Below are 22465 nucleotides of genomic sequence, written 5' to 3' on the forward strand. Positions count from 1 at the left end.
GGCGCGCCAACCGTCAAAATCAGGACATGACGCACCATAAGGTGTCCGGCATGAGTACGGAATCCCTCGACCCACCCCCCTCGGCGGCCGGGCCGGGCGCCACACGGAGCGACTCCCTCCAGGACGGCAAACCGGATAACACGGTCATTGCTATCGGCGTGCTCGCCGTCGCCGCCGTCGTCGTCTGGGCCTTCCTGGGCAAGGACTCCTTCGAGAGCGCCTCGTCGTCGGCGCTCGCCTGGGTCCTCGCCAACTTCGCGTGGCTCTTCGTCATCGCGGCCGACATCTTCCTGGTGATGTGCCTGTTCATCGCGCTGAGCCGGTTCGGCCGGATCCGGCTGGGCGTGGACGACGCGGAGCCGGAGTTCACCAATGTGGCCTGGATCGCGATGATGTTCAGCGCCGGCATGGGCATCGGCCTGATGTTCTACGGCGTGGGCGAACCGCTCCAGCACTACCTCACCCCGCCCCCGGGCAGCGGCGCCAAGGCCGGGACCGGGGAGGCCGCCCGCGCGGCCCTGGAGTACTCCTTCTTCCACTGGACGCTCGGCCCCTGGGCGATCTACGGCGTCGCGGGGCTGGCCCTCGCGTACGCCACGTTCCGCAAGGGGCGCGGGAACCGGCTGAGTTCGGCCTTCGTGCCGCTGCTGGGCGAGCGGCGGGCCGAGGGCTGGCAGGGCAAGGTCATCGATCTGCTCGCCGTGTTCGCGACCGTCTTCGGCACCGCGACGAGCCTGGGACTGGGCGCACTCCAGGTGTCCAAGGGCCTGAACATCGTCACCGGGGTCGAGGACAGCCAGACCGTCGAGCTGATCATCATCGGTTCGCTGTCGGCGGCCTTCGTGCTGTCCGCGTTCTCCGGCCTGCACAAGGGCGTGAAGTGGCTGAGCACGTCGAACATCGTGCTGGCCGCGCTGCTGATGCTGTTCGTGTTCGTGCTCGGCCCGACCGTGTACATCCTGGACGCGATCCCCGCCTCGGTCGGCAGCTACCTCAACCACCTGCTGCCCATGGCCACCCGTACCGGGGCCTTCGGCGAGAGCGACTGGCTGGGCAAGTGGACGATCTTCTACTGGGCGTGGTGGCTGTCCTGGGCCCCGTTCGTCGGCACGTTCATCGCCCGGATCTCCCGGGGCCGCACGATCCGCGAGTTCCTGATCGGCGTGCTCCTGGTGCCGAGCGGCGCGACGATGGTGTGGTTCTGCGTGATGGGCGGCTCCGCCCTGCGGCTCGACCAGACCGGGGTGGCGGACATGGCGGCCTCGGTGAAGGACGGCGCGGAGGCGTCGCTGTTCGCGCTGCTGGACGCGCTGCCGCTGGGCACGGTGACCTCGGTCATCGCGATGCTGCTGGTGATGACGTACTTCGTGACGAGTGCCGACTCGGCGTCCCTGGTGATGGGTTCACTGACGGCCAGGGGCGCGCTGCACCCACCGACCTGGCTGGTGGTGCTGTGGGGCGTGCTGATGGCGGCGGTGGCGGCGGGCCTGCTCGTCGCGGGCGGCCTCAACTCGCTCCAGACGGCGACGATCCTGGTGGCGCTGCCCTTCGTCCTGGTGATGCTCGGCCTGTGCTGGGCGCTGATGAAGGAGCTGCGCGAGGACCCGGGCGCGGGGCCGGCCCGCCACCAGGCCCTGCACGGGCTGCGCGACGCGGTACGCACGATGGTCGGCGACGCGATGACCGAGCAGGGCACGGACCGGCGGCACCCCCGGCTGCGGCGGGCGGCGAAGTCCCGTACCGACGACTGAGGTCCCGCACGGACCACGGACTTCCCGCTGCGGGCCGTCCGCACGCGGACGGCGAAGGGGCGCGGGAGATGTCTCCCGCGCCCCTTCGCCACGTTCGCACCCCGCCTCCTTCGCCGGTGATCGCGAGTGCGCTCACCGGCCACCCCCTAGGCTTCCCGGGTGACCCAAGAACTGACCGAGTACGCCACGTACATCGCCTCGCTCCCCCGTGCCCTCGCCGCCGCCGCGGTCCTCTTCAGGGACGCCGAGGGGCGGGTGCTGATGGTGGAGCCGAACTACCGCGAGGGCTGGGCGCTGCCCGGCGGGACCATCGAGTCCGACACCGGGGAGACGCCCCGGCAGGCGGCGCGCCGGGAGACGCTGGAGGAGATCGGGCTGGACGTCGAGCCGGGGCGGCTGCTGGTCGCCGACTGGGCGCGGGGCAAGGGCCGCCCGCCGATCGCCGCCTACCTCTTCGACGGCGGGGTGCTGGACGCCGAGCGGCTGGCGGCGATCCGGGTGCAGGAGGAGGAACTGCTGTCCTGGCGGCTGGTGCCGGTGGACGAGGTGCGCACGTACGCCCTGGGCTCGCTGGGCGACCGCGTTCTGGCGGCGCTCGCGGCCCTGGCGGACGGGACGGGCGCGGTGGAGCTGGTGGACGGGCGGCGGCCGGAGTAGCCCACCGGGGTACGGGGCGGGGGCGCGCGGCGTGCCGGTCAGCTCTCGGGGCCCGGAGCCGGGGCGTGGACGGACGGTGTCGCAGGGGCGGTCGGTGCGCCGCCCCCGGCGGTGGGGGCAGGTGCGCCGGTGCGCCGTGCCGCTCCCCCGTCGGTCGTACGGCCGGAGCGCAGACCGCGCTCCAGCAGCAGCGTCACCGCGACCGAGGCAGCGGCCAGTACCGTCATCGCCGTCGCCGGTGAGGTCAGCTGCGCGACGCCGCCCGCCAGCGCCGCCCCCACTCCCTGCATCGTGAGCATCCCGGAGGTGTGCAGACCCAGCGCGTGGCCGCTGAGCTCGTCGGGGGTCAGGGCCATCAGCCGTTCCTGGAGCAGCAGGGTCGCCGCGAACCCGATCGACGCGACGAGCACCGTGACCAGGGCGAACGGCAGCGCGGGGTGCAGGAAGAACACCAGGTAGGGGGCGGCGAGCAGCAGCCGCAGCAACGGTCCGCCCCTGGCCCGCCAGCCGGCCGGGACGAAGCGCCCCACCAGCGTGTCGCCGATGAGCATCCCGCCCGCCGCGAAGGCGAACAGCAGGCCCGCCTGCTGCGGTGCGTACGGCACGAACAGCGACTCGCAGCCGACGATCAGCCCGTTGGGTACGCACAGCGCGAGATAGACGTAGCGGCGCGGCTTCGACGCCCAGAGCAGCGCGTTGGTCCGCCAGGTCTCGGCGACCGAGGCACGGCCCGCGGCGCGCGGCGGCCGGCGGCTCAGGCCGAACCGGGCGAACGCCGCGGAGATGAGGTAGAGGCCCGCGCCGACGAGCAGCGCGCCCCGGGGCGAGAGCGCCTGGACGAGCAGACCGCCGACGGCGAAGCCGAGGATCTGCATGGTGCCGTTGGACATGTTCATCACGGAGCGGCCGATCAGGAAGCCCCGGCGCAGGAGGATCTCGTGGAGCAGCCCGTAGGTGATGCCCCCGCCCAGCGAGGCCAGTACGCCGAGCGCCAGCAGCACGGCGAAGGCCGCCCACACCGGCAGCCCGGGAATCGCCTGGACGGCTGCGGCCAGGCCGAGGACCACCCCCAGGCCGGTGAGCGCGGCGCGCGGCGGCAGCCGGTCGGCGGCGGACAACAGGGTCGTCGCGCCGACCAGTTGGGCCAGCGAGGGGCCGAACATCGCCAGCGAGGACAGCAGCGGCGACCCGGTGCGGGTGTAGACGAGGGTGCCGAGGGCGAGACCGGTGACGGTCTGCGCCGCCGACTTCACGGAGACGGTGAGGAACAGCGGAGTGAACTCGCGCTGCCGGAACAGCTCACGGTAGGTCTGCATGGGCACGAGTCTCGGCAGCCCGTGGCGGACGGGGTTAATGTTTCGCACAGGGGCGAAAGGTCCCGGGCGGGAACCACACCCGGGGCAGGCCGACGCGGCCCCGGGCGAGTGGGCGGGCGGATCCGAAGGAGGGAGCCGGATGGGCTGGTGGCAGGTCAACGCCGACACCCTGGCGGGCGGACGGTTCGTCATCTCCCCGCTCACCGAGGTGATTTCGAGCCTGAAGCTGCTGATGTGGCTGCAGAGGCCCCTCGCCCATCCCGGCGAGCGCGCCTGGCGGGACGCCCATTCCCCGGCGCTTCGGCAGCGGCTGGCCGACGACCCGATCACCGCCCTGCTGCTGGAGTGCGCCTTCCGGCCGACCTGGAACGCCGACTTCATCACCCCCACCCCGCTCGCCGACGGGGAGCAGACCTTCGCCCGGGAGCTGGCCAGGATGCGGGCCGCCCCGCCCGACGCGGTGCTCGACGACCTGACCGTGGCCCTGGAGGGGCCGCCGCCCGCCGCCCTGCACCGTACCGACCTCGCGGACCGTGCCGCGGACCTGCTGGAGTGGGTGTGGGAGGAGATGGTGCTGCCGCAGTGGCCGCGCCGCCGCCGGGTGCTGGAGGCCGATGTCGTGTCACGCACCGCGCAGTTGAGCCGGGGCGGCTGGGCGGCGGCGCTGGACGACATGCTGCCGGGGATGCGCTGGCTGGGCGGCGACCGGCTCCAGATCAACACCCGCGACTATCCGCCGCGCGAGATCTCCGGGGCGCAGCTGCTGTTCGTCCCGGTCTCCTTCTCGACGAGCTGGGTGGCGTGGGAGGGGCGGCAGCGGTACGCGGTGGTGTACCCGTGCGCGGGCGCGCTGGCCGAGCCGGACCGGCCGCCGTCACTGGACGCGCTGGGCGCACTGCTCGGCCCGGCCCGCGCACACCTGCTCGCTCTCCTCGGCTCCCCCAAGAGCACCACCCAGCTGGTCGCCCTGACCGGTCTCGCGCTGGGTTCGGTGGGCCGCCATCTGAAGGTGCTGCTCGACGCCCGGCTGGTACGCCGCCGCCGGGCCGGGCGCTCGGTGCTCTACTACCGCACCGAGACCGGCGACACCCTGATCGACTCCCAGCTGGAGCGGTCCGGGTGACCCCCGCCGTGTGCGGCGGCGGCCGGGACGGCAACCGCCGCTCCCGTCCGCCCTGTTCACGGCGGTGACGGAGCCGCGGCCGACCCGGAAATTGCGTTCGCCCGCGTGCCGGTCCCGTCCTAACCTCGCGGCATGACACTCGTGACGATCCTGAGCGGCGCCGGCATCTCGACCGACTCGGGCATCCCCGACTACCGAGGGCCGGACGGCGTGTGGGTGCGCGACCCCGAGGCCGAGAAGATGTCCACGTACGACCACTACATGAACGACCCGGAGGTCCGCCGCCGCGCCTGGCAGGTGCGCCGTACCCACATCCTGCTGAACGCGGTCCCCAACGCCGCCCACCGGGCGGTCGCCGAGCTGGACCGGCGCTCCGGCGTGGCGGTGCGGGTGATCACCCAGAACGTGGACGGGCTGCACCAGGCGGCCGGGCTGCCCGAGCGCAAGGTGATCGAACTGCACGGCAACGCGCGGTCGGTGACGTGCACGGACTGCGGGGCGCGCACCCCGATGACCGGGGCCGTGGCCCGGGTCGAGGCGGGTGAGGCCGATCCGCGGTGCCTGGAGTGCGGCGGCGTCCTGAAGTCGTCGACGGTGCTGTTCGGCGAGCACCTGAACGACGGGGTGCTGGCCGAGGCGGTGGCCGTCACCAGGGCGAGCGAGGTCTTCATCGTGGTGGGCACCACCCTCCAGGTCCACCCGGCCGCGGCCTTTCCGGGGCTGGCGGCGGACAACGGCGCGCGGACGATCGTCGTGAACGACCGGCCGACCCCGTTCGACGACCGGGCCGACCAGGTGATCCGCGAACCCATCGGCAGTTCGCTGCCCGCCCTGCTGGCGTCGCTGTCATGACGGCGCCCGGGTCGACGGTCCGGATCACCCTCGTCCGGGGCGACATCACCGAGCAGGACGTCGACGTGGTGGTGAACGCCGCCAATTCCTCGCTGCTCGGCGGGGGCGGTGTGGACGGGGCGATCCACCGGCGGGGCGGCCCGGCGGTCCTCGCCGACTGCCGCAGGCTGCGGGCCTCGCACTACGGCAAGGGCCTGCCGACCGGGCGCGCGGTGGCGACCACGGCCGGAAACCTGCCCGCCCGGCACGTGGTGCACACGGTGGGCCCGGTGTACCGCCGGGAGGCCGACCAGTCGGACCTGCTGGCGTCCTGCTACCGGGAGTCGCTGCGGGTCGCGGTGGAGCTGGGCGCGCGGACCGTCGCGTTCCCGGCGATCTCCACGGGGGTGTACGGCTGGCCGATGGACGACGGGGCGCGGATCGCGGTGACCGCCTGCCGGGAGGCGGCCGGGCCGCCGCTCACCGAGGTGCGGTTCGTGCTCTTCGACAGGCAGGCGTACGAGCACTTCGCGCGGGCGCTGCACGGGACCGGGTGAACCTCGGCGGGGCCGGGCCGTGACCCGGCCCCTGGCCGCCCCACGTCCATGTCGGATTTCCGCCAGCCGACCCGCTGCCCCGTCGCCCATCCTTGAGTCATGCCTTCCGCCATGCACACCGACACCGAGCGCTGCGTACGGGCCGTGCAGTCCAAGGACGCACGGTTCGACGGCTGGGTGTTCACCGCCGTTCTGACCACCGGCATCTACTGCCGTCCCAGCTGTCCCGTGGTGCCTCCCAAGCCGCAGAACATGACGTTCTACCCGAGCGCCGCGGCCTGCCAGCAGGCCGGGTTCCGGGCCTGCAAGCGGTGCCGGCCGGACACCAGCCCGGGATCGCCGGAGTGGAACGCGCGCGCCGATGTCGTCGCCCGCGCCATGCGTCTGGTGCGGGACGGGGTGGTGGACCGGGAGGGGGTGCCGGGGCTGGCGAGGCGGCTGGGGTATTCGACCCGGCAGATCGAGCGGCAGCTGCTCGCCGAGCTGGGGGCGGGGCCGCTGGCCCTGGCGCGGGCCCAGCGGGCGCAGACTGCACGGGTGCTGATCGAGACGACCGGGCTGTCCATGGCGGACATCGCGTTCGCGGCCGGGTTCTCGTCGATCCGCGCCTTCAACGACACGGTCCGCGAGGTCTTCGCCCTGTCGCCGACGCAGCTGCGGGCGCGCGGGCGCGGGAACCTGCCGCAGACACCGGGCGCGCTGTCGCTGCGGCTGCCGTTCCGGGCGCCGCTGGAGCCGTCCAACCTGTTCGGGCATCTGGCGGCGACCGGGGTGCCGGGGGTGGAGGAGTGGCGGGACGGCTCCTACCGGCGCACCCTGCGGCTCCCGTACGGGCACGGCATCGTCACGCTCACCCCGCGGCCCGACCACATCGCCGCCGTCCTCGCGCTGACCGATCTGCGGGACCTGACGCAGGCGATCAGCCGGTGCCGCTGGCTGCTGGACCTGGACGCCGACCCGGTGGCCGTGGACGAGCGGCTGCGCGCGGACCCGCTGCTGGCGCCGCTGGTGGACAAGGCGCCGGGGCGGCGGGTGCCGCGCACGACGGATGCCGCCGAGTTCGCCGTACGGGCGGTGCTGGGGCAGCAGGTGTCGACGGCGGCGGCGCGCACCCACGCGGCCCGGCTGGTGGCCGCGTACGGCGAGCCGGTGGAGGACCCGGCGGGCGGCGGTCTGACCCATCTCTTCCCGTCCGCCGAGGCGCTGGCACAGCTGGACCCGGAGTCGCTGGCGCTGCCGCGCAGCAGACGGACCACGCTGACGACGCTGGTGGGTGCGCTCGCGGACGGTTCGCTGGCCCTCGACCTGGACAGCGACTGGGACGCGGCGCGGGCGCAGCTCCTCGCGCTGCCCGGCTTCGGTCCGTGGACGACCGAGGTCATCGCGATGCGGGCGCTCGGCGACCCGGACGCCTTCCTGCCGTCCGACCTCGGAATCCGGCGCGCCGCGCAGGAGTTGGGGCTGCCGCACACGCCGGCGGCACTCACCGCGCGGGCCGCCCGGTGGCGGCCGTGGCGGGCGTACGCCGTGCAGTACCTGTGGGCGACCGACAGCCACCCGATCAATCACCTTCCCCGGTAGGAGGCGCGACCGCCGTGTCCGCACCCAAGCAGCACACCGTCATCGACAGCCCGTACGACCCGTTGACCCTCGTCGCGACCGGTGGCGTCCTGTCGGCGATCTACATGGTCGACCACCGCCACATGCCGCCGCCGGAGACCTTCGGCGACCGGGACGAGACGCCGTTCCCCGAGGTCGTCGCGCAGCTGAACGCCTACTTCGCGGGCGAGCTGACCGAGTTCAGCCTGCCGGTCCACCTGGCGGGAACGCCGTTCCAGCGGACCGTGTGGGAGGCGCTGCGCACGATTCCGTACGGCGAGACCCGTACGTACGGCCAGCTCGCCGAGCAGTTGGGCAGGGCGGGCGCGTCGCGCGCGGTCGGGCTCGCCAACGGAAAGAACCCGATCAGCATCGTGGTGCCGTGCCACCGGGTGATCGGCGCGGACGGCAGCCTGACGGGATACGGCGGCGGCCTGGAGCGCAAGCGGGCGCTGCTGGAGCTGGAGGGCGGGCTGCCGGGAGGCGGGGCGCGGGAGGAAAACCTGCTGTTCTGAGCGGTGCGGGAGGGCTACGGTGGGCCGCGCTGTCCCACCCTCCCCCTCCCCTCAACTGCCCGGAAGGCACGTATGACGACGGACGAGACGCTGGTGCCCGACGAGGCTTCGGTGCCGCAGGAGACGCTGGTGCCGGAGGAAACACCGGTGCCGGAGGAGACGCTGGTGCCGGACGAGGGCCTGGTGGCTCTGGTACGTGGCCTGGTCCGCGACCAGTTCCCGCAGTGGGCCGGGCTGCCGGTGGTGGCGGCCGGGGCGGAGAGCACCGCCAACGCGATGTTCCGGCTGGGCCCCGACCTGGTGGTGCGGCTCCCCCGCCACGAGGGCGCGGCCCAGGACATCCTGACCGAGCGGCAGTGGCTGCCGAGGCTCGCCCCCGCCCTGCCGGTGCCGATCCCGGCACCGCTGGCCGACGGTGAACCCGCGCCCGGATTCCCGCTGCCCTGGGGCGTCTACCGCTGGCTCGACGGGTCGAACCCGGACGTGGCCGACGGAGGCGAGGCGCTGGCCGGGGACCTGGCCGCCTTCACCTCCGCGCTCCAGAAGATCGACCCCGCGGGCGGTCCGCGCTCGTACCGCAGCGAGACGCTCGCCGACCGCGACGCGTCCACCCGCGAGGCCGTCGCGGAGCTGGCCGCGGAGATCGACGCGGACGCGGCACTGCGGGTGTGGGAGGACGCGCGTGCGGCGGCGGACCCGGTCGGTCCGCCGGTGTGGATCCACGCCGACCTCCAGCCGGGCAACGTGCTGGTCGCGGACGGACGCCTGACGGCCGTCATCGACTTCGGCTGCATGGGGCTGGGTGACCGTGCGGTCGATCTGATCGCGGCCTGGTACCTGCTGGCCCCGGCCGCGCACGCGGCGTTCCGCGAGGCGACGGGGACCGGGCCGGGGGCCGACGAGGCGGCTTGGCGGCGGGGGCGTGGCTGGGCGCTGTCGGTCGCGCTCAACGAGCTGAGGGCGTACCGCACGGTGAATGCCACGATGGGTGAGAAGGCGCGGCATGTGCTGGCGGGGTTGCTGGCATCGCGCCCTTGAGGGGTTAGCCGTCCGTCAGGAGGAGGGCGCGGACCGCCTCGGCCGTTCGCGGGTCTCGGGCCGCCGTGAAGGGGAGCGCGTTCGGGCCGGCGATGCGGTACCGGTCTCCGGTCAGGGTCAGGTCCGTGCCGCCCGCCTCCTCCACCAGCAGCAGTCCCGCCGCGTGGTCCCAGGCCAGTTCCCAGCTGAACGCCACCGCCTCCAGCTTCCCCTCGGCCACCGCCAGGTACTCCAGCCCCGCCGAACCGCACGGCCGGGCCTCGACCCCCTCGGCGCGCAGCCCCAGCAGCGCCTTCTTCTGCGCGCCCGTCGTGTAGTCGGGGTGCGACATCGCGACCCGCAGCGGTGCCCCGGGGTCCGGTGCGCCCGCCCGCAGCCGCACCCCGTCGAGGTGGGCGCCCCGGCCCCGTACCGCGACCGCCATCCGGTCCGTGGCCGGGGCGTACGTCCACGACGCCTGGACCTCGCCGCCGTGCGCCAGCGCCACCAGCGTGCAGAAGCCCGGGTCCCCGCGGACGAAGTCCCGGGTGCCGTCGACCGGGTCGACGATCCACACCGGGGCATCGCCCCGTATCGCCTCGTACCGCGACGGGTCCGCGTGGACCGCTTCCTCGCCGACCACCACGGAGCCGGGCAGCAGCACGGTGAGCGCGGCGGTGAGGTGCTCCTCGGCTCCCCGGTCGGCGACCGTGACCAGGTCGTGCGGGCCGTTCTTGACGATCACCTCGTGCTCGGCGAGCTGCCGGAAGCGCGGCATGATCTCGTCGGCGGCGGCCTTGCGCACGGCTGCCTCGACCTGGGCGACAAGCGTGTTCTCGATCATGTCTCCAGCAAAGCACGCCGCTACGACATTCCGGAGCCGGTCACCGCCCCACGGCGTATCCCTGCATTCCCCGGGGGTTCGCCGCCGCCGACAGCACGCCCGTCGCCGGGTCCCTGGCCACCGCACACAGCCGCCCCTCCGACCACTCCCCTCCCACGGTCACCGCGTGCCCCCGGGCCCGCAGTGCCTCGACCGTCGCCGCGCCGATCCGTGACTCGACGGTGAGGGAGCCGGGCAGCATGGTGCGCGGGTAGAAGGAGCCCGGAAAGGAGTCCTGGTGCCAGTTCGGGGCGTCGATCGCCTCCTGGAGGCCGAGCCCGCCGTACGCCACGGCCAGGAAGAAGTGCAGCTGCCACTGGTCCTGCTGGTCGCCGCCGGGTGTGCCGAACGCCAGCACCGGCACCCCGTCGCGCAGCGCGAGCGACGGGGTGAGGGTGGTGCGGGGGCGGCGGCCCGGGGTGAGCGAGTTGGGCAGGCCGGGGTCGAGCCAGGCCATCTGGAGCCGGGTGCCGAGCGGGAAGCCCAGCTCGGGAACGACGGGGTTGGACTGGAGCCAGCCACCGCTGGGGGTGGCCGCGACCATGTTTCCCCAGCGGTCGACGATGTCGAGGTGGCAGGTGTCGCCCCGGGTGGACCCGTCGGACGCGACGGTCGGCTCACCGGGATCGCCGTGCCGGGCGGCGGTCGGTGCGCCCCGGTGGCCGGGGCCCGTGGCCGTGGGACCGCCGGGATCGCCGTGCCGGGTGTGGCGTGCGACGGTCGGTTCGCCGACGCCCGCCGCCGGGGCCGTGTCCGTCGGTCGTGCGGCTGCGCCGACCGCCACCGCGCGTGCGTGCGCGCTGAGCCGAGGGGGCCGGCCGCCGGGGCTGCCGGGCCTGAGTTCGTACGACGCCCGCTCCCCCACCAGTTCGCGGCGGCCCTCGTTGTAGTCGCAGGAGAGCAGGTCGTCGAGCGGCACCGGCTGCGCGTCGCCGTACCAGGCCTCCCGGTCGGCCATCGCCAGTTTGCCGCCCTCCACCAGGAGGTGGACGTACGCGGCGCTGCCGTACGGCGGCAACTCCTCGGGCAGCAGCGCCAGTTGTTGCAGGAACGCGGGGCCCTGGCTCCAGCCGCCCGCCTTGCACAGGGTCCAGCCGTTCCAGTCGTACGTCGTCGGGGCCTCGTACCGCGCCGACCAGTGGGCCAGGTCGGCCGCGGCCAGGGTGCCGGTGTTGCGGCGCCCGCTGGTGTCCATGGTCGGCCGGGCGGCCTGGGCGACGAGCGCCTCGGCGACGAACCCCTCGCGCCACACCGCCCGTGCGGCGTCTATCTCGGCCTCGCGGGCACGGCCCGGCGCCGCTGCCTCGCGGAGGATCCGCCGCCAGGTGGCCGCCAGGGCGGGATTGCGCAGCAGGCCCGTGCCGGACGGCGCCCGGCCGTCCTTCAGGTAGATCTCCGCGGAGCTGGTCCACTCCGTCTCGAAGAGCTCCCGCACCGTTTCGACGGTGTCCGCGATGCGGGCGACCGGCGGGTGGCCGTTCTCGGCGTACTCGATCGCGTAACGCAGCACTTGGGCGAGGGACTTGGTGCCGTGGTCGCGCAGCAGCACCATCCAGGCGTCGAACGCGCCCGGTACGGCGGCAGCGAGCGGGCCGGTGCCGGGCACCAGGTCGAGGCCGAGTCCCCGGTAGTGCGCGATGTCCGCCCCCGCGGGCGCGGGCCCCTGGCCGCACAGCACGCGCACCTCGCCCCCGGCCGGGGCGAGCAGGATGGGCACCTCGCCCGCCGGTCCGTTGAGGTGCGGTTCGACGACGTGCAGGACGAAGCCGGCGGCGACAGCCGCGTCGAAGGCGTTGCCGCCGTCCTCCAGGACGGCCATCGCGGACTGCGAGGCGAGCCAGTGGGTGCTGGACACCATGCCGAAGGTGCCGCGGAGCGTGGGGCGGGTGGTGAACATGAGCGGTCCTCTTCCTGGGCGGTGCCTGTTCCTCGGCGGGCCTGTTCCTGATCGGGCCTGTTCCTGGTCGGGCCTGTTCCTGGTCGGGCTCTGCCCTGGTGGGGCTCTGCCCTGGTGGGCTCTGCCCCCTCGGCGGGCCTCGTCCTCAGCGGTAGGCGACGGTGTCGAACGGCCACGACCGTTCCAGCCAGCCCGTCACCGCCTCGGCCAGCGGCCCGTCCAGCCCGGCGCGGTCCGCGCTCACCCACGACTTGACGCTCGCCGTCCCGGGGGCCTCCCGGTCCGGGCAGATGTAGACACTGCCGATCACCGTGTCAGCGGCCCGGTCGAGGACGGCGTACGCGAATCCGCAGCGGTCCGCGAAGTCACGCGCGTGCCGTTGCAGGTCGCGCAGGTTCTCCGTGCTCTCCACGCCGACGGCGGGAGGCCAGTTCCCCTCGAATCCGGGGGTCTTGCGGATGTGGTCGATGCTGGACGTCCAGGCCGCGAGGTCCTGCGCGTTGTGCTCGGGCCCGAGCGGTACGAGCCGGAACTCACCGGCGTCCAGCGTGCGCGGCACCACGAAGCCCGCGGGCACGAAGGGGTGCGCGCGGTACGCGGCGGCGTTCCGCACCGTGCCCAGGCGGGGGAAGATCCGCTCCACGGTGAAGTCGTGCTCGTCGGCGGCGAGGCCGGACATGGCGTCGGCGGCGAACTCCACCTCGTAGCCGAGGTCGAGCGCGGCCCGCGCGGTGGACTCCACCCCCATCGTGGTCGCCACCCCGGCGACCACCACGGTGCGCACGCCCCGCCTGCCCAACTCCTCGTGCAGGGCCGTCCCCTGGAAGGCGCCGAGGGTCCGCTTGACCACGATCACGTCGTCCGGGCCGACGAGTTCCTCGGCGAAGCCGCTCCCCGGCGGCTGCTCGGCGACGCCCGGCCGGTCCACCCGTATCTGTACGACGGGCAGCCCCCGGGCCCGGAAGTCGGCGGCCAGCGCACGGCACCGGCGCAGCACCAGTTCACCGTCGTACGGGGCGAGCGGGAGGCCGAGCACCCGGGGCATCAGGTCGACCAGGAGCAGGGCGGGAGCGGCGGTTCCGGAGGCGGCGTCAGGAGTGGTCATCGGGCCATGATGCGCCTGCTTCCGATCATTTGGCGACGCATATCGACCACCTCGTGAGCCACACCGCATGCCTCACGCCCCTCGCGTGACACGCGGAATGAAGGTCACGGAATTTGCGTTGTCACTCCGCACGCCCGATTCTCGGATGAGTCGGACATTGATCAATCAATAACCGCAAACGACGAATCGCGGAGGCAGCACGGTGCACGGTGAATACAAGGTCCCCGGCGGCAAGCTCGTCGTCGTCGACCTGGACGTCGAGGGCGGCGCACTGCGCAACGTACGCGTGGCGGGCGACTTCTTCCTCGAACCCGACGAGGCGATCCTCGCCATCAACCGGGCCCTCGAAGGCGCCCCCGCCGACACAGACGCCGCCGGACTGGCCGCCCGCATCGAAGCGGCGCTCCCCGAGGGCACGGTGATGTTCGGCCTCACCGCCGAAGGGATCGCCGTCGCCGTCCGCCGCGCCCTCGCGCACGCCACCGACTGGACGGACTACGACTGGCAGCTCGTCCACGAGGCCCCGCAGGCCCCCGCCCTGCACATGGCGCTCGACGAGGTGATCACCACCGAGGTCGCGGCCGGCCGCCGCCCGCCCACCCTCCGCGTCTGGGAGTGGGGCGCCCCGGCCGTCGTCATCGGCAGCTTCCAGTCGCTGCGCAACGAGGTCGACCCGGCGGGCGCCGAACGCCACGGGATCCAGGTGGTGCGCCGGATCAGCGGCGGCGGCGCGATGTTCATCGAGCCCGGCAACACGATCACGTACTCCCTCTCCGTCCCCACCGCCCTCGTCCAGGGCCTCTCCTTCGCGGACAGCTACGCCTACCTGGACGACTGGGTGCTCGGCGCGCTCGGCGACATGGGGGTGAAGGCCTGGTACCAGCCGCTCAACGACATCGCCACCGACGCCGGCAAGATCGCGGGCGCCGCACAGAAGCGCGTGGTCAGCGAGTCGGGCGGGGCGGTGCTGCACCACGTGACGATGGCGTACGACATCGATGCCGACAAGATGACGGACGTCCTGCGCATCGGCAAGGAGAAGCTCTCCGACAAGGGCACCAGGAGCGCGAAGAAGCGGGTCGACCCGCTGCGCCGCCAGACGGGCCTGGCGCGGGAGGCGGTCATCGACCGGATGATCGGCTCGTTCCGGAGCCGGTACGGACTGGAGAACGGCAAGGTCACGGACGAGGAGATGGCCCGCGCGGAAGAACTGGCCCGGTCGAAGTTCGGCACACCGGAGTGGACGGCGCGGGTGCCGTAGGGGCTGAGGCCGTCGGGGTGCGGTGGGGCTGCCGCAGGGGCCGGTACGGGTGCCGCGCCGGGCGGCAGCGGGCTGGGCCGAGGGCCCGCGCCCGGTGCCACTCGGGCTCCGGGTGAGGCCCCCGGGGGCGACTCGGGGCCGCAGGAGGCCGGTGAGGGTGCCGCGCCCGGCCGCGGCGGCCGGACCGAGGACCGGTGCGGGGGCCGGCCGGGCTCCGGTCGGCACCCGTGGGCGGCGCGGGTGCCGTAGGGGGCCGGGTGCCGTAGGGGAGGCCGGGTCCCGCCTACTCCGCCAGCCGCGCCCGTACCTCCGTCACCAGTGTCCCCGCCGATTCCACCGCCGCCGGGTCGAGGCCTCGCAGTGTCGCCGTCACGCGGTCCGCGAAGTCGGCCGGTGCGGAGGGGAGCCGGGACGCGGCGGCCAGGGCTCCCTTCTCGTTGACGCACCACACCCGCGCGTGCCCCAGCATCGCCTGGGCCAGGACGCCGAACGCCCGGGACAGGCACAGCGCCACGTGCAGGGTGTCGCCGCCGCTCGCGGACTTGCGGGCCCCGGCCACCGAGAAGTCCGACTCCCAGGCCGCACCGACCAGCGCGTCCCGCAGGGCGTCCGGGTAGTGGCCGGTCTCGGCGCGCAGGGCCGTCAACTCGCCCCCGGCATCGGCCAGTACGCGGCACAGCGAGACCTCGCCCGGATACGCGGGGGACCAGAAGCCCAGCGGGTGACCGGCCTGGACGCCCACCTCGAAGCGGCCCGCCCGGCAGTCGGACCACACCCGCTCCACCCGGTCCAGGTCGCGCAGGATCCAGTCCACCGCGACGCCGTCCACGGTCAGCCAGGCCCCGCCGTTGACCCAGGGGCCCCAGCCGCCCGGTCCCGCGACCTCCACCGGCGTACCGGCGAACTCGGTCGCGAGTGCGGCCAGTCGGCCGGTGTCCAGGTCGCCGCGGTAGTAGAGGCCGAGGTCCCAGTCGGAGTCGGGGCGGTGGGTGCCCCGGGCGCGGCTGCCGCCGAGGGCGACGGCACGGACACCGGGGACGGCGGCGAGGCGTTCGGCCATGGCCGCGACGGTGGCCGTCACGGCGGGCTCGGGGGCGGCGGAGGCCGGGCGGGCGTTGCTGTTCACGGGGCGGGACCATACCGCCACCGGGCCCGCCGGCGCACGGGAATACCCTGGGGTTCCTGGTGGGACGTGGCGTGAGGAGTCCAAGGTGTCGCCAATGCTGGATGCAGTGGTCGTGGGGGCGGGCCCCAACGGACTGACCGCGGCCGTCGAGCTGGCCCGCCGCGGGTTCTCGGTGGAGGTCTTCGAGGCGAAGGACACCGTGGGCGGCGGGGCGCGGACCGAGGAGCTGACGCTGCCCGGGTTCCTGCACGACCCGTGCTCCGCCGTGCATCCGCTGGGCATCGGCTCGCCCGCGTTCCGGAACCTGCCGCTGGAGCGGTACGGGCTCGAATGGCTGCACCCCGAGCTGCCGATGGCACACCCCTGGGACGACGGGACGGCGGCGGTGCTGTCGCGGTCCGTGGCGGAGACCGCGGCGTCGTTCGGGGCGCGGGACGCCGGCGCGTACCGGCGGCTGCTCGCCCCCTACCTGGGGAAGTGGGACACCTTCTCCCGCGACTTCATGTCGCTTCCGCTGACCGCCCTGCCGCGCGACCCCGTGACGCTGGCCCGGTTCGGGCTGACCGGACTGCCGCCCTCGACGTGGCTGATGCGGCGGTTCCGCGACGAGAAGGCGAAGGCGCTGCTGGCGGGCCTGGTGGCGCACGTCATCGCGCCGCTGACCGGGTTCGCTACGGGTGCGATCGGGCTGATGTTCGCGCTGGCCGCGCACGAGAACGGCTGGCCCGCGCCGCGCGGCGGCTCGCAGGCGATCCCGGACGCGCTCACCGGGTATCTGCGTGACCTGGGCGGTGTGGTGCACACCGGGTTCGAGGTGAAGCGGCTCGACGACCTGCCGCCGGCCCGCGCGTACGTCTTCGACACCTCGCCGACGGCGCTCGCCCGGATCGCGGGGCTGGGGAACGCGTACGCGCACTACCGCTACGGAGCCAGCGTCTTCAAAATCGACTACGCGCTGGACGGTCCGGTGCCGTGGACCGCCGAGGAGGCCCGCAGGGCGGGTACGGTGCAGATCGGCCCGACCAAGGGCGAGATCGGCAGGGCGCTGCGGCAGGCCTCCGGCGGCACGGCCCCCGAGACCCCGTTCCTGATCACCGCCCAGCCGAGCCTGGCCGACCCGTCGCGGGCCCCGGAGGGCAAGCAGGTCTTCTGGGCGTACGGGCACGTCCCGCACGGCTGGGACGGCGACCTCACGGACGCCGTCGAGCGGCAGATCGAACGCTTCGCGCCCGGCTTCCGCGACCGGGTGCTGGCCCGCGCCGCGGCGGGCCCGCGCGAACTGGTCGCGCGCAACGCGAACTACGTCGGCGGCGACATCGCCTGCGGCGCCTTCGCCGGTCTCCAGGTGCTGCTGCGGCCCAAGCTGTCGCTGTTCCCGTACGGCACGTCGCACCCGGCGCTCTTCCTGTGCTCGTCGGCCACCCCGCCGGGACCGGGCGTGCACGGGATGTCGGGTCACAACGCGGCGAAGGCGGTCTGGCAGCGCCTGCGGACGACGGAGAGGTAGGGCACCGGGGGCGATACGAGCAGGCCGGTATGAGCGGGCCGGTCGAGCCGGGTCGCTCCCACCGGTCCCGCCGTCTCCCTGCCCGCCGTGTCCCCACCCCGCCGTCACCGGTCCCGCCATCCGCCGCCGTGCGCGCCCCGCCCCGCACCGGCTCGCCGTGCCGACCGCCCGCGGCGCCGCCACAATGGCCGCATGGACGACCTGGACCGCGGCACCGCCTTCGACTGCACGATGTACCTCAAGGCCACTCCGGACCGTGTCTGGCAGGCCCTGACCGACCCCGAGTGGACCAGCCGCTACTGGAACATCATCTTCGCCTCCGACTGGCAGGTGGGCTCCACGGTGACCTGGCAGGGGCTGGGGCTCTCCGAGGCGGACCCCGAGCAGGTGGTGCTGGCAGCGGAGCCCGGCCGGCTGCTCTCGTACACCTGGCACACCTTCACCCCGGCGTTCGCCGAGGCCACCGGCATGGACGGGGCGCTGCGCGCGGAGCTGGCCGCCGAGTCGCGGTCCAAGGTGCGCTACGAGATCACGCCGACCGGTCCGACGACCCGGCTGACGGTCGTGCACGACGGCTTCGACGCGGACAGCAAGGTGCTGCCGCTGATCAGGGAGGGCTGGCCGGTACTGCTCTCCAGCATCAAGACCTTCCTGGAGACGGGCGAGCCGCTGCCCGACCCGCAGGAGTAGCGGCGGGCGGCCGAAGGGGCCCGGTTCAGCCGGCGGGGCCCGGCGTCACCAGGCCCGATTCGTAGGCGAAGACGACCAGTTGGGCCCGGTCGCGGGCGCCGAGCTTCACCATGGCGCGGCTGACGTGGGTCTTGGCGGTGAGCGGGCTGATCACCATGTGGGCGGCGATCTCCTCGTTGGTGAGTCCGCGTGCGACGAGCGCCGCGACCTCGCTCTCGCGCCGGGTCAGGCTCTCGAAGCCCGGTGCGGTGTGCCGGTCGGGCGGGCGCGACACGAACTCGGTGATCAGCCGCCGGGTGACCGACGGCGAGAGCAGCGCGTCGCCCCGGGCGGCGATCCGGATCGCCTGGAGGAGTTCGCCGGGCTCGGTGTCCTTGAGGAGGAACCCGGCCGCCCCGGCGCGCAGCGCGTCGAAGACGTACGCGTCCAGGCCGTAGTTCGTCAGGATGACCACATGGGTGGCGGCGAGCGCCGGGTCGGCGGCGATCTCGCGGGTGGCCTCGATGCCCGTCATCACCGGCATCTGCACATCCACGAGCGCGACGTCCGGTGCGTGCGCGCGGGCCAGTTCGACGCCCGCGCGGCCGTCCGCCGCCTCCCCGACGATCTCGATGTCGTCCTCGGCGTCGAGCAGCGCCCGGAACCCGGCCCGCATCAGCGCCTGGTCGTCGACGATCAGCACCCGGATCACGCGGCCCCCTCTCCGTCGAGGGGGAGCCGGGCCAGTACGGCGAAGCCGCCCCCGGCGCGCGGGCCGGCCCGCAGCGTGCCGCCCAGCGCGGCGGTCCGCTCCCGCATCCCTGCCAGCCCCCGCCCGGCGACCGGCGGCGGCACCTCGGTGTCGCCCTCGTTCTCCACGCGCACCTCCAACGCGTCTGTTCCGTACGTCAGTTGTACGGAGGTCTTGGCGCGTCCCGCGTGCCGGGCCACGTTCGTGAGGGCTTCCTGGACGATGCGGTACGCGGCCCGGTCGACGGCCTCCGGCAGCCGGCGTTCGCGTCCGGTGACGGTCACGGCTGCCGCCAGCCCGGCGGCACGGGCGCGTTCGAGGAGTTCACCGAGCCGGTCCAGGCCGGTGCCGGGCGGTACTACGTCGGTGCGCAGCACTTCGAGGGTGGCCCGCAGTTCCCGCATGGCCTCGCCGCTCGCCTCCTGGATGGCGACCAGCGCCTCCGGCACGTCCTCGCCGCGCTTCTTCGCCAGGTGGACGGCGACGCCCGCCTGGAGCTTCACGATGGAGATGCTGTGGGTGAGGGAGTCGTGCAACTCCCGTGCGATGCGCAGCCGTTCCTCGCTGGCGCGGCGCAGGGCGGCCTCCTCCCGGGTGCGTTCGGCCTCGGCGGCGCGCTCCTCCGTCTGGCGGAGGTAGGCCTGCCAGTTCTTGTCGATGAGCCCGGTGACCCCGGCGCAGATGAACCAGCCGTGCAGCAGCAGGGTCCGCTCCAGGCCGCTCTCGGAGGGGCTCACCACGAAGAACCCGACCAGGAAGAGCACGCCGAGCCCGACGGCGGCGGCCCGGTGCCCCTGCCGGGTGACCGCGTGCACCCCGGCGACGACGGGGAACGCGGCGGAGGTGCCGGGCTGGGAGTGGGCGACGTACCCGAGCATGCACGCGGAGGTGAGGGCCAGGACGAGTACCGGGGCCCCGCGGTGGACGGCGAGGACGAGCGAGCCGCCCACGATCAGTGCCAGGTCGACGGCTCCGGGCCCGGGGCCCTCCCGGGCGACGGCCGCGGCGAGCACGCCGGCGCAGATGAGGACGGCAAGTCCGGTGTCCACGAGCCCCGTTGGCCACTCGGCGGGGTTCCGCCGCCTTCCGGTCACGACAGTCCCCGCACCCGACACCGCTTCCCGCCCCTCTCCCGCGCCCGCGCACCGCGCCGGCTCCGCGCCCGACCCGTCAGCCTAGGCCGCCCGTGCCGTCCGGCGCCTCCTCCCCGCGTACCGCAGTCGCACTACTCCCCCGGCAGTAGCCGCGCCCCCGAGTGCCCCGGGCGGACCAGCCGCAGGAGACTCCGCCCGTACGACGCCCGCGCACCCCGCCCGGAGCGAGCATCGTCCCCATGAACGGACCTTTTCGCTTCACCTCGCCCGAGCCTCTCGACTCCGCCACCGGGACGGCTGCCGACGTCTACGCCCAGGTGCTCACCGACTTCGGTGTGCCGAACCCGCCGACCTTCGCCGCCCTCTCCCCCTCACCCCATCTCCTCACCGGCTTCTGGGCGTTGATGCGCGAGGCGCTGCTCGCCGGGGAGGCATCCCGCACCGAGAAGGAGCTGGTCGCCGCCGGGACCTCGCTCACCAACGACTGCGCCTTCTGCGTGAACGCGCACCTCTTCCTGCTGTCCGCGGGCGGCGAGTCCGCCCTCGCCGAGCGCATCGGCGCGGGCGGCACGCCGGACGACCCCCACCGGGCCCGGTTGCTGGCCTGGGGGCGGGACATGAGCACCGAGCAGCCCTTCCCGGCCGCGCACGCGCAGGAGTTCATCGGGACCGCGCTGGCCTTCCACTTCATGAACCGCGTCGCCGACACCCTGCTGGCCCGCCCGCCGAAGGACGACGCGGAGCGCAGGGCCCGGCTCCTGGCCAGCGAGCCCGGCCGGCAGATCGCCGCCGCCGTCCGCTCCGTGCCGGTCCCGGGGGCGAGCCTGCCCCTGCTGCAGACCCAGGGCGCGGCACCGCCCTGGGCCGTCCCGGGCTCCGCCGTGGCCGTCGCGTACGCGGGGCTGCGCGAGGCCGCCGCGATGGGCGCGGGGCTGCTGTCCGACGACGACGCGGCGTACGTCCGCAAGACGGTCGACGGCTGGGACGGCCGCGCCCATCTGGCCGCGGACGACCCGAGGCTGCCACTGCGCGAGGACCGGCCCGGCGCGCGCCTCGCCCTGCTGGTCGCCCTGGCCCCGCACGGGCTGACCGAGGAGGACGTACGGGCGTGGCTGGTTCCGCCGTTCGGCGAGCACTGCCTGGTGCATCTGGTCGCGTTCGGCGCCATGGCCGCCACCGAGCACTGGGCCGCCCGCCTCACCGGCGCCGCGGACCGCTGATCCCGCCCTGCGCCAGGGGCTCCCGGGGAGCACGGGGTTCCCGGGAGCCCCGCGTCGCCATCAGCGCCACGTACAGCACGAGGGAGGCGGCGAGGCCGACCGCCCATCCGTAGTCGGCGAGCGGCTTCAGGAACGGGAGCAGTCCGTCCTCGGGGAAGGGCCCCTTTCCCGAGGCGGAGTGCGAGCCGCCGACGGCGAGCACTCCGCCGACGAGGAACGCCACGACCGCCCGCCAGTTCCAGCCGCCGGTGTACCAGTAGCGCCCTTCGGGCCGGTACAGGTCGGCCAGGTCGAGGACGGTCCTGCGGACGATCCAGTAGTCGGCGATGAGGATCCCGGCGACCGTGCCGAGCAGCCCGCCCACCAGGCCCAGCCAGGTGAAGATGTACAGCTCGGGCGTCTCGGTCAGCTTCCACGGCATGATGAGGACGCCGACGACGCCGGTGATCAGTGCGCCGGTGCGGAAGTTGACGAACCTGGGCGCCAGGTTCGCGAGGTCGTAGGCGGGTGAGACGACGTTGGCCGCCAGGTTCACCGAGATCGTGGCGACGAGCACGGTCACCAGGGCGAAGAGCAGCCCGAAGACGTTGTCGGTCTTCGCGGCGAGCGCGACCGGGTCCCAGACCGGCGCCCCGTACACCGCCTGCGAGCCGGACGTCACGAAGACCGAGAGCAGCGCGAACAGCGTCATGGTGGTCGGAAGGCCGAGCGACTGGCCCCAGATCTGGGCGCGTTGACCGGCCGCGAAGCGGGTGAAGTCGGGGATGTTGAGGCTGAGGGTGGACCAGAAGGCGATCATGCCCATCAGGGACGGGAAGAAGACCGGCCAGAAGTCGGCGCCCCAGCCCAGCTTCGAGGGCTGGTCGAGCAGCGGGCCGACACCGCCCGCCTTGACGGTGATCCACACCAGCAGCACCAGCGCGCCGACGATGACGAACGGCGCCGCCCAGTTCTCGAACCGGCGCAGCGTCTCCATCCCCCGGTGGATGATGGCGAGTTCGACCGCCCAGAAGAGCAGGAAGCACAGCCACAGGGTCCACGGCTGGCCGCCGATGTGTGACGCCTCCGCCCAGCCGCCGAACATCTTCCCCAGCAGGACGAAGATGCCCTGTCCGCCGATCCAGGTCTGGATGCCGAACCACGCGCACGCGACCGCCGCCCTGATCAGCGCGGGCAGGTTCGCCCCGCGCAGTCCGAACGACGCGCGGGCCAGCACGGGGAAGGGGATCCCGTACTTGGGCCCGGCGTGCCCGGTGAGCAGCATCGGCGCCAGCACGATCAGATTGGCGAGCGCGATGGTGACGACAGCCTGGAGCCAGTCCATGCCGAGGGCGACCAGGCCGGAGGCGAGCAGCCAGGACGGGATGTTGTGCGCCATGCCGACCCACAGGGCGGCGAAGTTGTACGTGGTCCAGCGACGGCGGGCCACCGGTACCGGGAGCAGGTCCTCGTTGACGAAGCGGGGGTCGGCCAGGGCCGCCCCGGGGGCCAGTTCGACGCGGCCGTCGGGGGCGGCCGGGGGCGGGGGGCTTCCTGGAGCGGTCGTGGCCATGCGGCTGAACCCTTCGTCGGAGTAAGGGAGTTCA

20 protein-coding genes are annotated in these 22465 nt (G+C 73.9%); 12 read left to right on the plus strand and 8 right to left on the minus strand.

All coding sequences use genetic code 11. The features are described from left to right. Positions 1 to 50 precede the first annotated feature (50 nt). Together ACFYVL_RS06695 and ACFYVL_RS06700 are read left to right on the plus strand one after the other, a co-directional pair. Positions 51 to 1751, plus strand: a complete 1701-nt coding sequence (locus ACFYVL_RS06695; protein ID WP_389241714.1) for a BCCT family transporter — start codon at positions 51 to 53, stop codon at positions 1749 to 1751. Between the two features lie 159 nt (positions 1752 to 1910). Beyond that, a complete protein-coding gene (locus tag ACFYVL_RS06700; RefSeq protein WP_389241715.1) occupies positions 1911 to 2408 on the plus strand; it encodes an NUDIX domain-containing protein in 498 nt (165 codons plus the stop codon). 38 nt (positions 2409 to 2446) lie between these two features. On the opposite strand, the gene ACFYVL_RS06705 is transcribed toward ACFYVL_RS06700, so the two are convergent. Beyond that, positions 2447 to 3724 (minus strand): MFS transporter, encoded by a 1278-nt coding sequence (locus ACFYVL_RS06705; protein WP_389241716.1) that lies wholly within the window; start codon positions 3722 to 3724, stop codon positions 2447 to 2449. Between the two features lie 139 nt (positions 3725 to 3863). Between ACFYVL_RS06705 and ACFYVL_RS06710 the strand changes: the two genes are divergently transcribed. The 6 genes from ACFYVL_RS06710 to ACFYVL_RS06735 all read left to right on the plus strand — a co-directional run bounded on the left by ACFYVL_RS06710 (position 3864) and on the right by ACFYVL_RS06735 (position 9387). Next, entirely contained in the window at positions 3864 to 4847 is a 984-nt protein-coding gene (locus tag ACFYVL_RS06710) for an ArsR family transcriptional regulator (RefSeq protein ID WP_389241717.1), read from the plus strand. 132 nt (positions 4848 to 4979) lie between these two features. Next, positions 4980 to 5699 (plus strand): NAD-dependent deacetylase, encoded by a 720-nt coding sequence (locus ACFYVL_RS06715; protein WP_389241718.1) that lies wholly within the window; start codon positions 4980 to 4982, stop codon positions 5697 to 5699. Then, positions 5696 to 6235, plus strand: a complete 540-nt coding sequence (locus ACFYVL_RS06720) for an O-acetyl-ADP-ribose deacetylase (RefSeq protein ID WP_389241719.1) — start codon at positions 5696 to 5698, stop codon at positions 6233 to 6235. Before ACFYVL_RS06715 ends, ACFYVL_RS06720 begins: the two co-directional genes overlap by 4 nt. 111 nt (positions 6236 to 6346) lie before the next feature. Next, a complete protein-coding gene (locus ACFYVL_RS06725; protein WP_389241815.1) occupies positions 6347 to 7816 on the plus strand; it encodes an AlkA N-terminal domain-containing protein in 1470 nt (489 codons plus the stop codon). A 14-nt stretch (positions 7817 to 7830) separates the two neighbouring features. Beyond that, positions 7831 to 8349 (plus strand): methylated-DNA--[protein]-cysteine S-methyltransferase, encoded by a 519-nt coding sequence (locus ACFYVL_RS06730; RefSeq protein ID WP_389241720.1) that lies wholly within the window; start codon positions 7831 to 7833, stop codon positions 8347 to 8349. 72 nt (positions 8350 to 8421) lie between these two features. Then, complete coding sequence (locus ACFYVL_RS06735; RefSeq protein WP_389241721.1) at positions 8422 to 9387, plus strand: aminoglycoside phosphotransferase family protein; 966 nt, start codon at positions 8422 to 8424, stop codon at positions 9385 to 9387. 4 nt (positions 9388 to 9391) lie between these two features. Here ACFYVL_RS06735 and ACFYVL_RS06740 read toward each other — a convergent pair whose 3' ends face one another. The 3 genes from ACFYVL_RS06740 to ACFYVL_RS06750 form a co-directional block, all read right to left on the minus strand. Continuing rightward, positions 9392 to 10210 carry an inositol monophosphatase family protein gene (locus ACFYVL_RS06740; RefSeq protein WP_389241722.1) on the minus strand — a complete coding sequence of 273 codons (819 nt, stop codon included), beginning with the start codon at positions 10208 to 10210 and terminating at the stop codon, positions 9392 to 9394. Between the two features lie 40 nt (positions 10211 to 10250). After that, positions 10251 to 12146 (minus strand): gamma-glutamyltransferase family protein, encoded by a 1896-nt coding sequence (locus ACFYVL_RS06745; RefSeq protein WP_389241723.1) that lies wholly within the window; start codon positions 12144 to 12146, stop codon positions 10251 to 10253. 145 nt (positions 12147 to 12291) lie between these two features. After that, positions 12292 to 13251, minus strand: coding sequence for an isochorismatase family protein (locus ACFYVL_RS06750; protein ID WP_389241724.1), 960 nt, complete (start codon positions 13249 to 13251; stop codon positions 12292 to 12294). 202 nt (positions 13252 to 13453) lie between these two features. Between ACFYVL_RS06750 and ACFYVL_RS06755 the strand changes: the two genes are divergently transcribed. Then, complete coding sequence (locus ACFYVL_RS06755; protein ID WP_389241725.1) at positions 13454 to 14512, plus strand: biotin/lipoate A/B protein ligase family protein; 1059 nt, start codon at positions 13454 to 13456, stop codon at positions 14510 to 14512. 283 nt (positions 14513 to 14795) lie between these two features. Here the strand turns inward: ACFYVL_RS06755 and ACFYVL_RS06760 are convergent, their stop codons facing one another. Next, entirely contained in the window at positions 14796 to 15572 is a 777-nt protein-coding gene (locus tag ACFYVL_RS06760) for a nucleotidyltransferase domain-containing protein (RefSeq protein WP_389241816.1), read from the minus strand. A 160-nt stretch (positions 15573 to 15732) separates the two neighbouring features. Here ACFYVL_RS06760 and ACFYVL_RS06765 point away from each other — a divergent pair, with 160 nt between their 5' ends. Both ACFYVL_RS06765 and ACFYVL_RS06770 read left to right on the plus strand, forming a co-directional pair. After that, on the plus strand, positions 15733 to 17145 hold the full coding sequence (locus ACFYVL_RS06765; protein ID WP_389241726.1) for a phytoene desaturase family protein: 1413 nt from the start codon (positions 15733 to 15735) through the stop codon (positions 17143 to 17145). A 192-nt stretch (positions 17146 to 17337) separates the two neighbouring features. Beyond that, positions 17338 to 17835 (plus strand): SRPBCC family protein, encoded by a 498-nt coding sequence (locus ACFYVL_RS06770; RefSeq protein WP_389241727.1) that lies wholly within the window; start codon positions 17338 to 17340, stop codon positions 17833 to 17835. Between the two features lie 25 nt (positions 17836 to 17860). On the opposite strand, the gene ACFYVL_RS06775 is transcribed toward ACFYVL_RS06770, so the two are convergent. Together ACFYVL_RS06775 and ACFYVL_RS06780 are read right to left on the minus strand one after the other, a co-directional pair. After that, complete coding sequence (locus ACFYVL_RS06775; protein WP_389241728.1) at positions 17861 to 18526, minus strand: response regulator; 666 nt, start codon at positions 18524 to 18526, stop codon at positions 17861 to 17863. Further along, on the minus strand, positions 18523 to 19614 hold the full coding sequence (locus ACFYVL_RS06780; protein WP_389241729.1) for a sensor histidine kinase: 1092 nt from the start codon (positions 19612 to 19614) through the stop codon (positions 18523 to 18525). Before ACFYVL_RS06780 ends, ACFYVL_RS06775 begins: the two co-directional genes overlap by 4 nt. Positions 19615 to 19898: 284 nt before the next feature. Here ACFYVL_RS06780 and ACFYVL_RS06785 point away from each other — a divergent pair, with 284 nt between their 5' ends. Further along, a complete protein-coding gene (locus ACFYVL_RS06785; RefSeq protein ID WP_389241730.1) occupies positions 19899 to 20879 on the plus strand; it encodes a carboxymuconolactone decarboxylase family protein in 981 nt (326 codons plus the stop codon). Here the strand turns inward: ACFYVL_RS06785 and ACFYVL_RS06790 are convergent. After that, positions 20857 to 22431, minus strand: a complete 1575-nt coding sequence (locus tag ACFYVL_RS06790) for an NCS1 family nucleobase:cation symporter-1 (protein WP_389241731.1) — start codon at positions 22429 to 22431, stop codon at positions 20857 to 20859. The genes ACFYVL_RS06785 and ACFYVL_RS06790 overlap by 23 nt on opposite strands. Positions 22432 to 22465 lie beyond the last annotated feature (34 nt).

It is taken from the genome of Streptomyces sp. NPDC004111 (assembly GCF_042874215.1).
GTDB lineage: Bacteria > Actinomycetota > Actinomycetes > Streptomycetales > Streptomycetaceae > Streptomyces.

Coding starts and splice junctions, on each gene's coding strand:
- ACFYVL_RS06695 (WP_389241714.1), top strand. CDS start 51: ATGAGTACGGAATCCCTCGACCCACCCCCCTCGGCGGCCGGGCCGGGC.
- ACFYVL_RS06705 (WP_389241716.1), bottom strand. CDS start 3,724: ATGCAGACCTACCGTGAGCTGTTCCGGCAGCGCGAGTTCACTCCGCTG.
- ACFYVL_RS06710 (WP_389241717.1), top strand. CDS start 3,864: ATGGGCTGGTGGCAGGTCAACGCCGACACCCTGGCGGGCGGACGGTTC.
- ACFYVL_RS06715 (WP_389241718.1), top strand. CDS start 4,980: ATGACACTCGTGACGATCCTGAGCGGCGCCGGCATCTCGACCGACTCG.
- ACFYVL_RS06720 (WP_389241719.1), top strand. CDS start 5,696: ATGACGGCGCCCGGGTCGACGGTCCGGATCACCCTCGTCCGGGGCGAC.
- ACFYVL_RS06725 (WP_389241815.1), top strand. CDS start 6,347: ATGCACACCGACACCGAGCGCTGCGTACGGGCCGTGCAGTCCAAGGAC.
- ACFYVL_RS06735 (WP_389241721.1), top strand. CDS start 8,422: ATGACGACGGACGAGACGCTGGTGCCCGACGAGGCTTCGGTGCCGCAG.
- ACFYVL_RS06740 (WP_389241722.1), bottom strand. CDS start 10,210: ATGATCGAGAACACGCTTGTCGCCCAGGTCGAGGCAGCCGTGCGCAAG.
- ACFYVL_RS06745 (WP_389241723.1), bottom strand. CDS start 12,146: ATGTTCACCACCCGCCCCACGCTCCGCGGCACCTTCGGCATGGTGTCC.
- ACFYVL_RS06750 (WP_389241724.1), bottom strand. CDS start 13,251: ATGACCACTCCTGACGCCGCCTCCGGAACCGCCGCTCCCGCCCTGCTC.
- ACFYVL_RS06760 (WP_389241816.1), bottom strand. CDS start 15,572: ATGGCCGAACGCCTCGCCGCCGTCCCCGGTGTCCGTGCCGTCGCCCTC.
- ACFYVL_RS06765 (WP_389241726.1), top strand. CDS start 15,733: ATGCTGGATGCAGTGGTCGTGGGGGCGGGCCCCAACGGACTGACCGCG.
- ACFYVL_RS06770 (WP_389241727.1), top strand. CDS start 17,338: ATGGACGACCTGGACCGCGGCACCGCCTTCGACTGCACGATGTACCTC.
- ACFYVL_RS06785 (WP_389241730.1), top strand. CDS start 19,899: ATGAACGGACCTTTTCGCTTCACCTCGCCCGAGCCTCTCGACTCCGCC.
- ACFYVL_RS06790 (WP_389241731.1), bottom strand. CDS start 22,431: ATGGCCACGACCGCTCCAGGAAGCCCCCCGCCCCCGGCCGCCCCCGAC.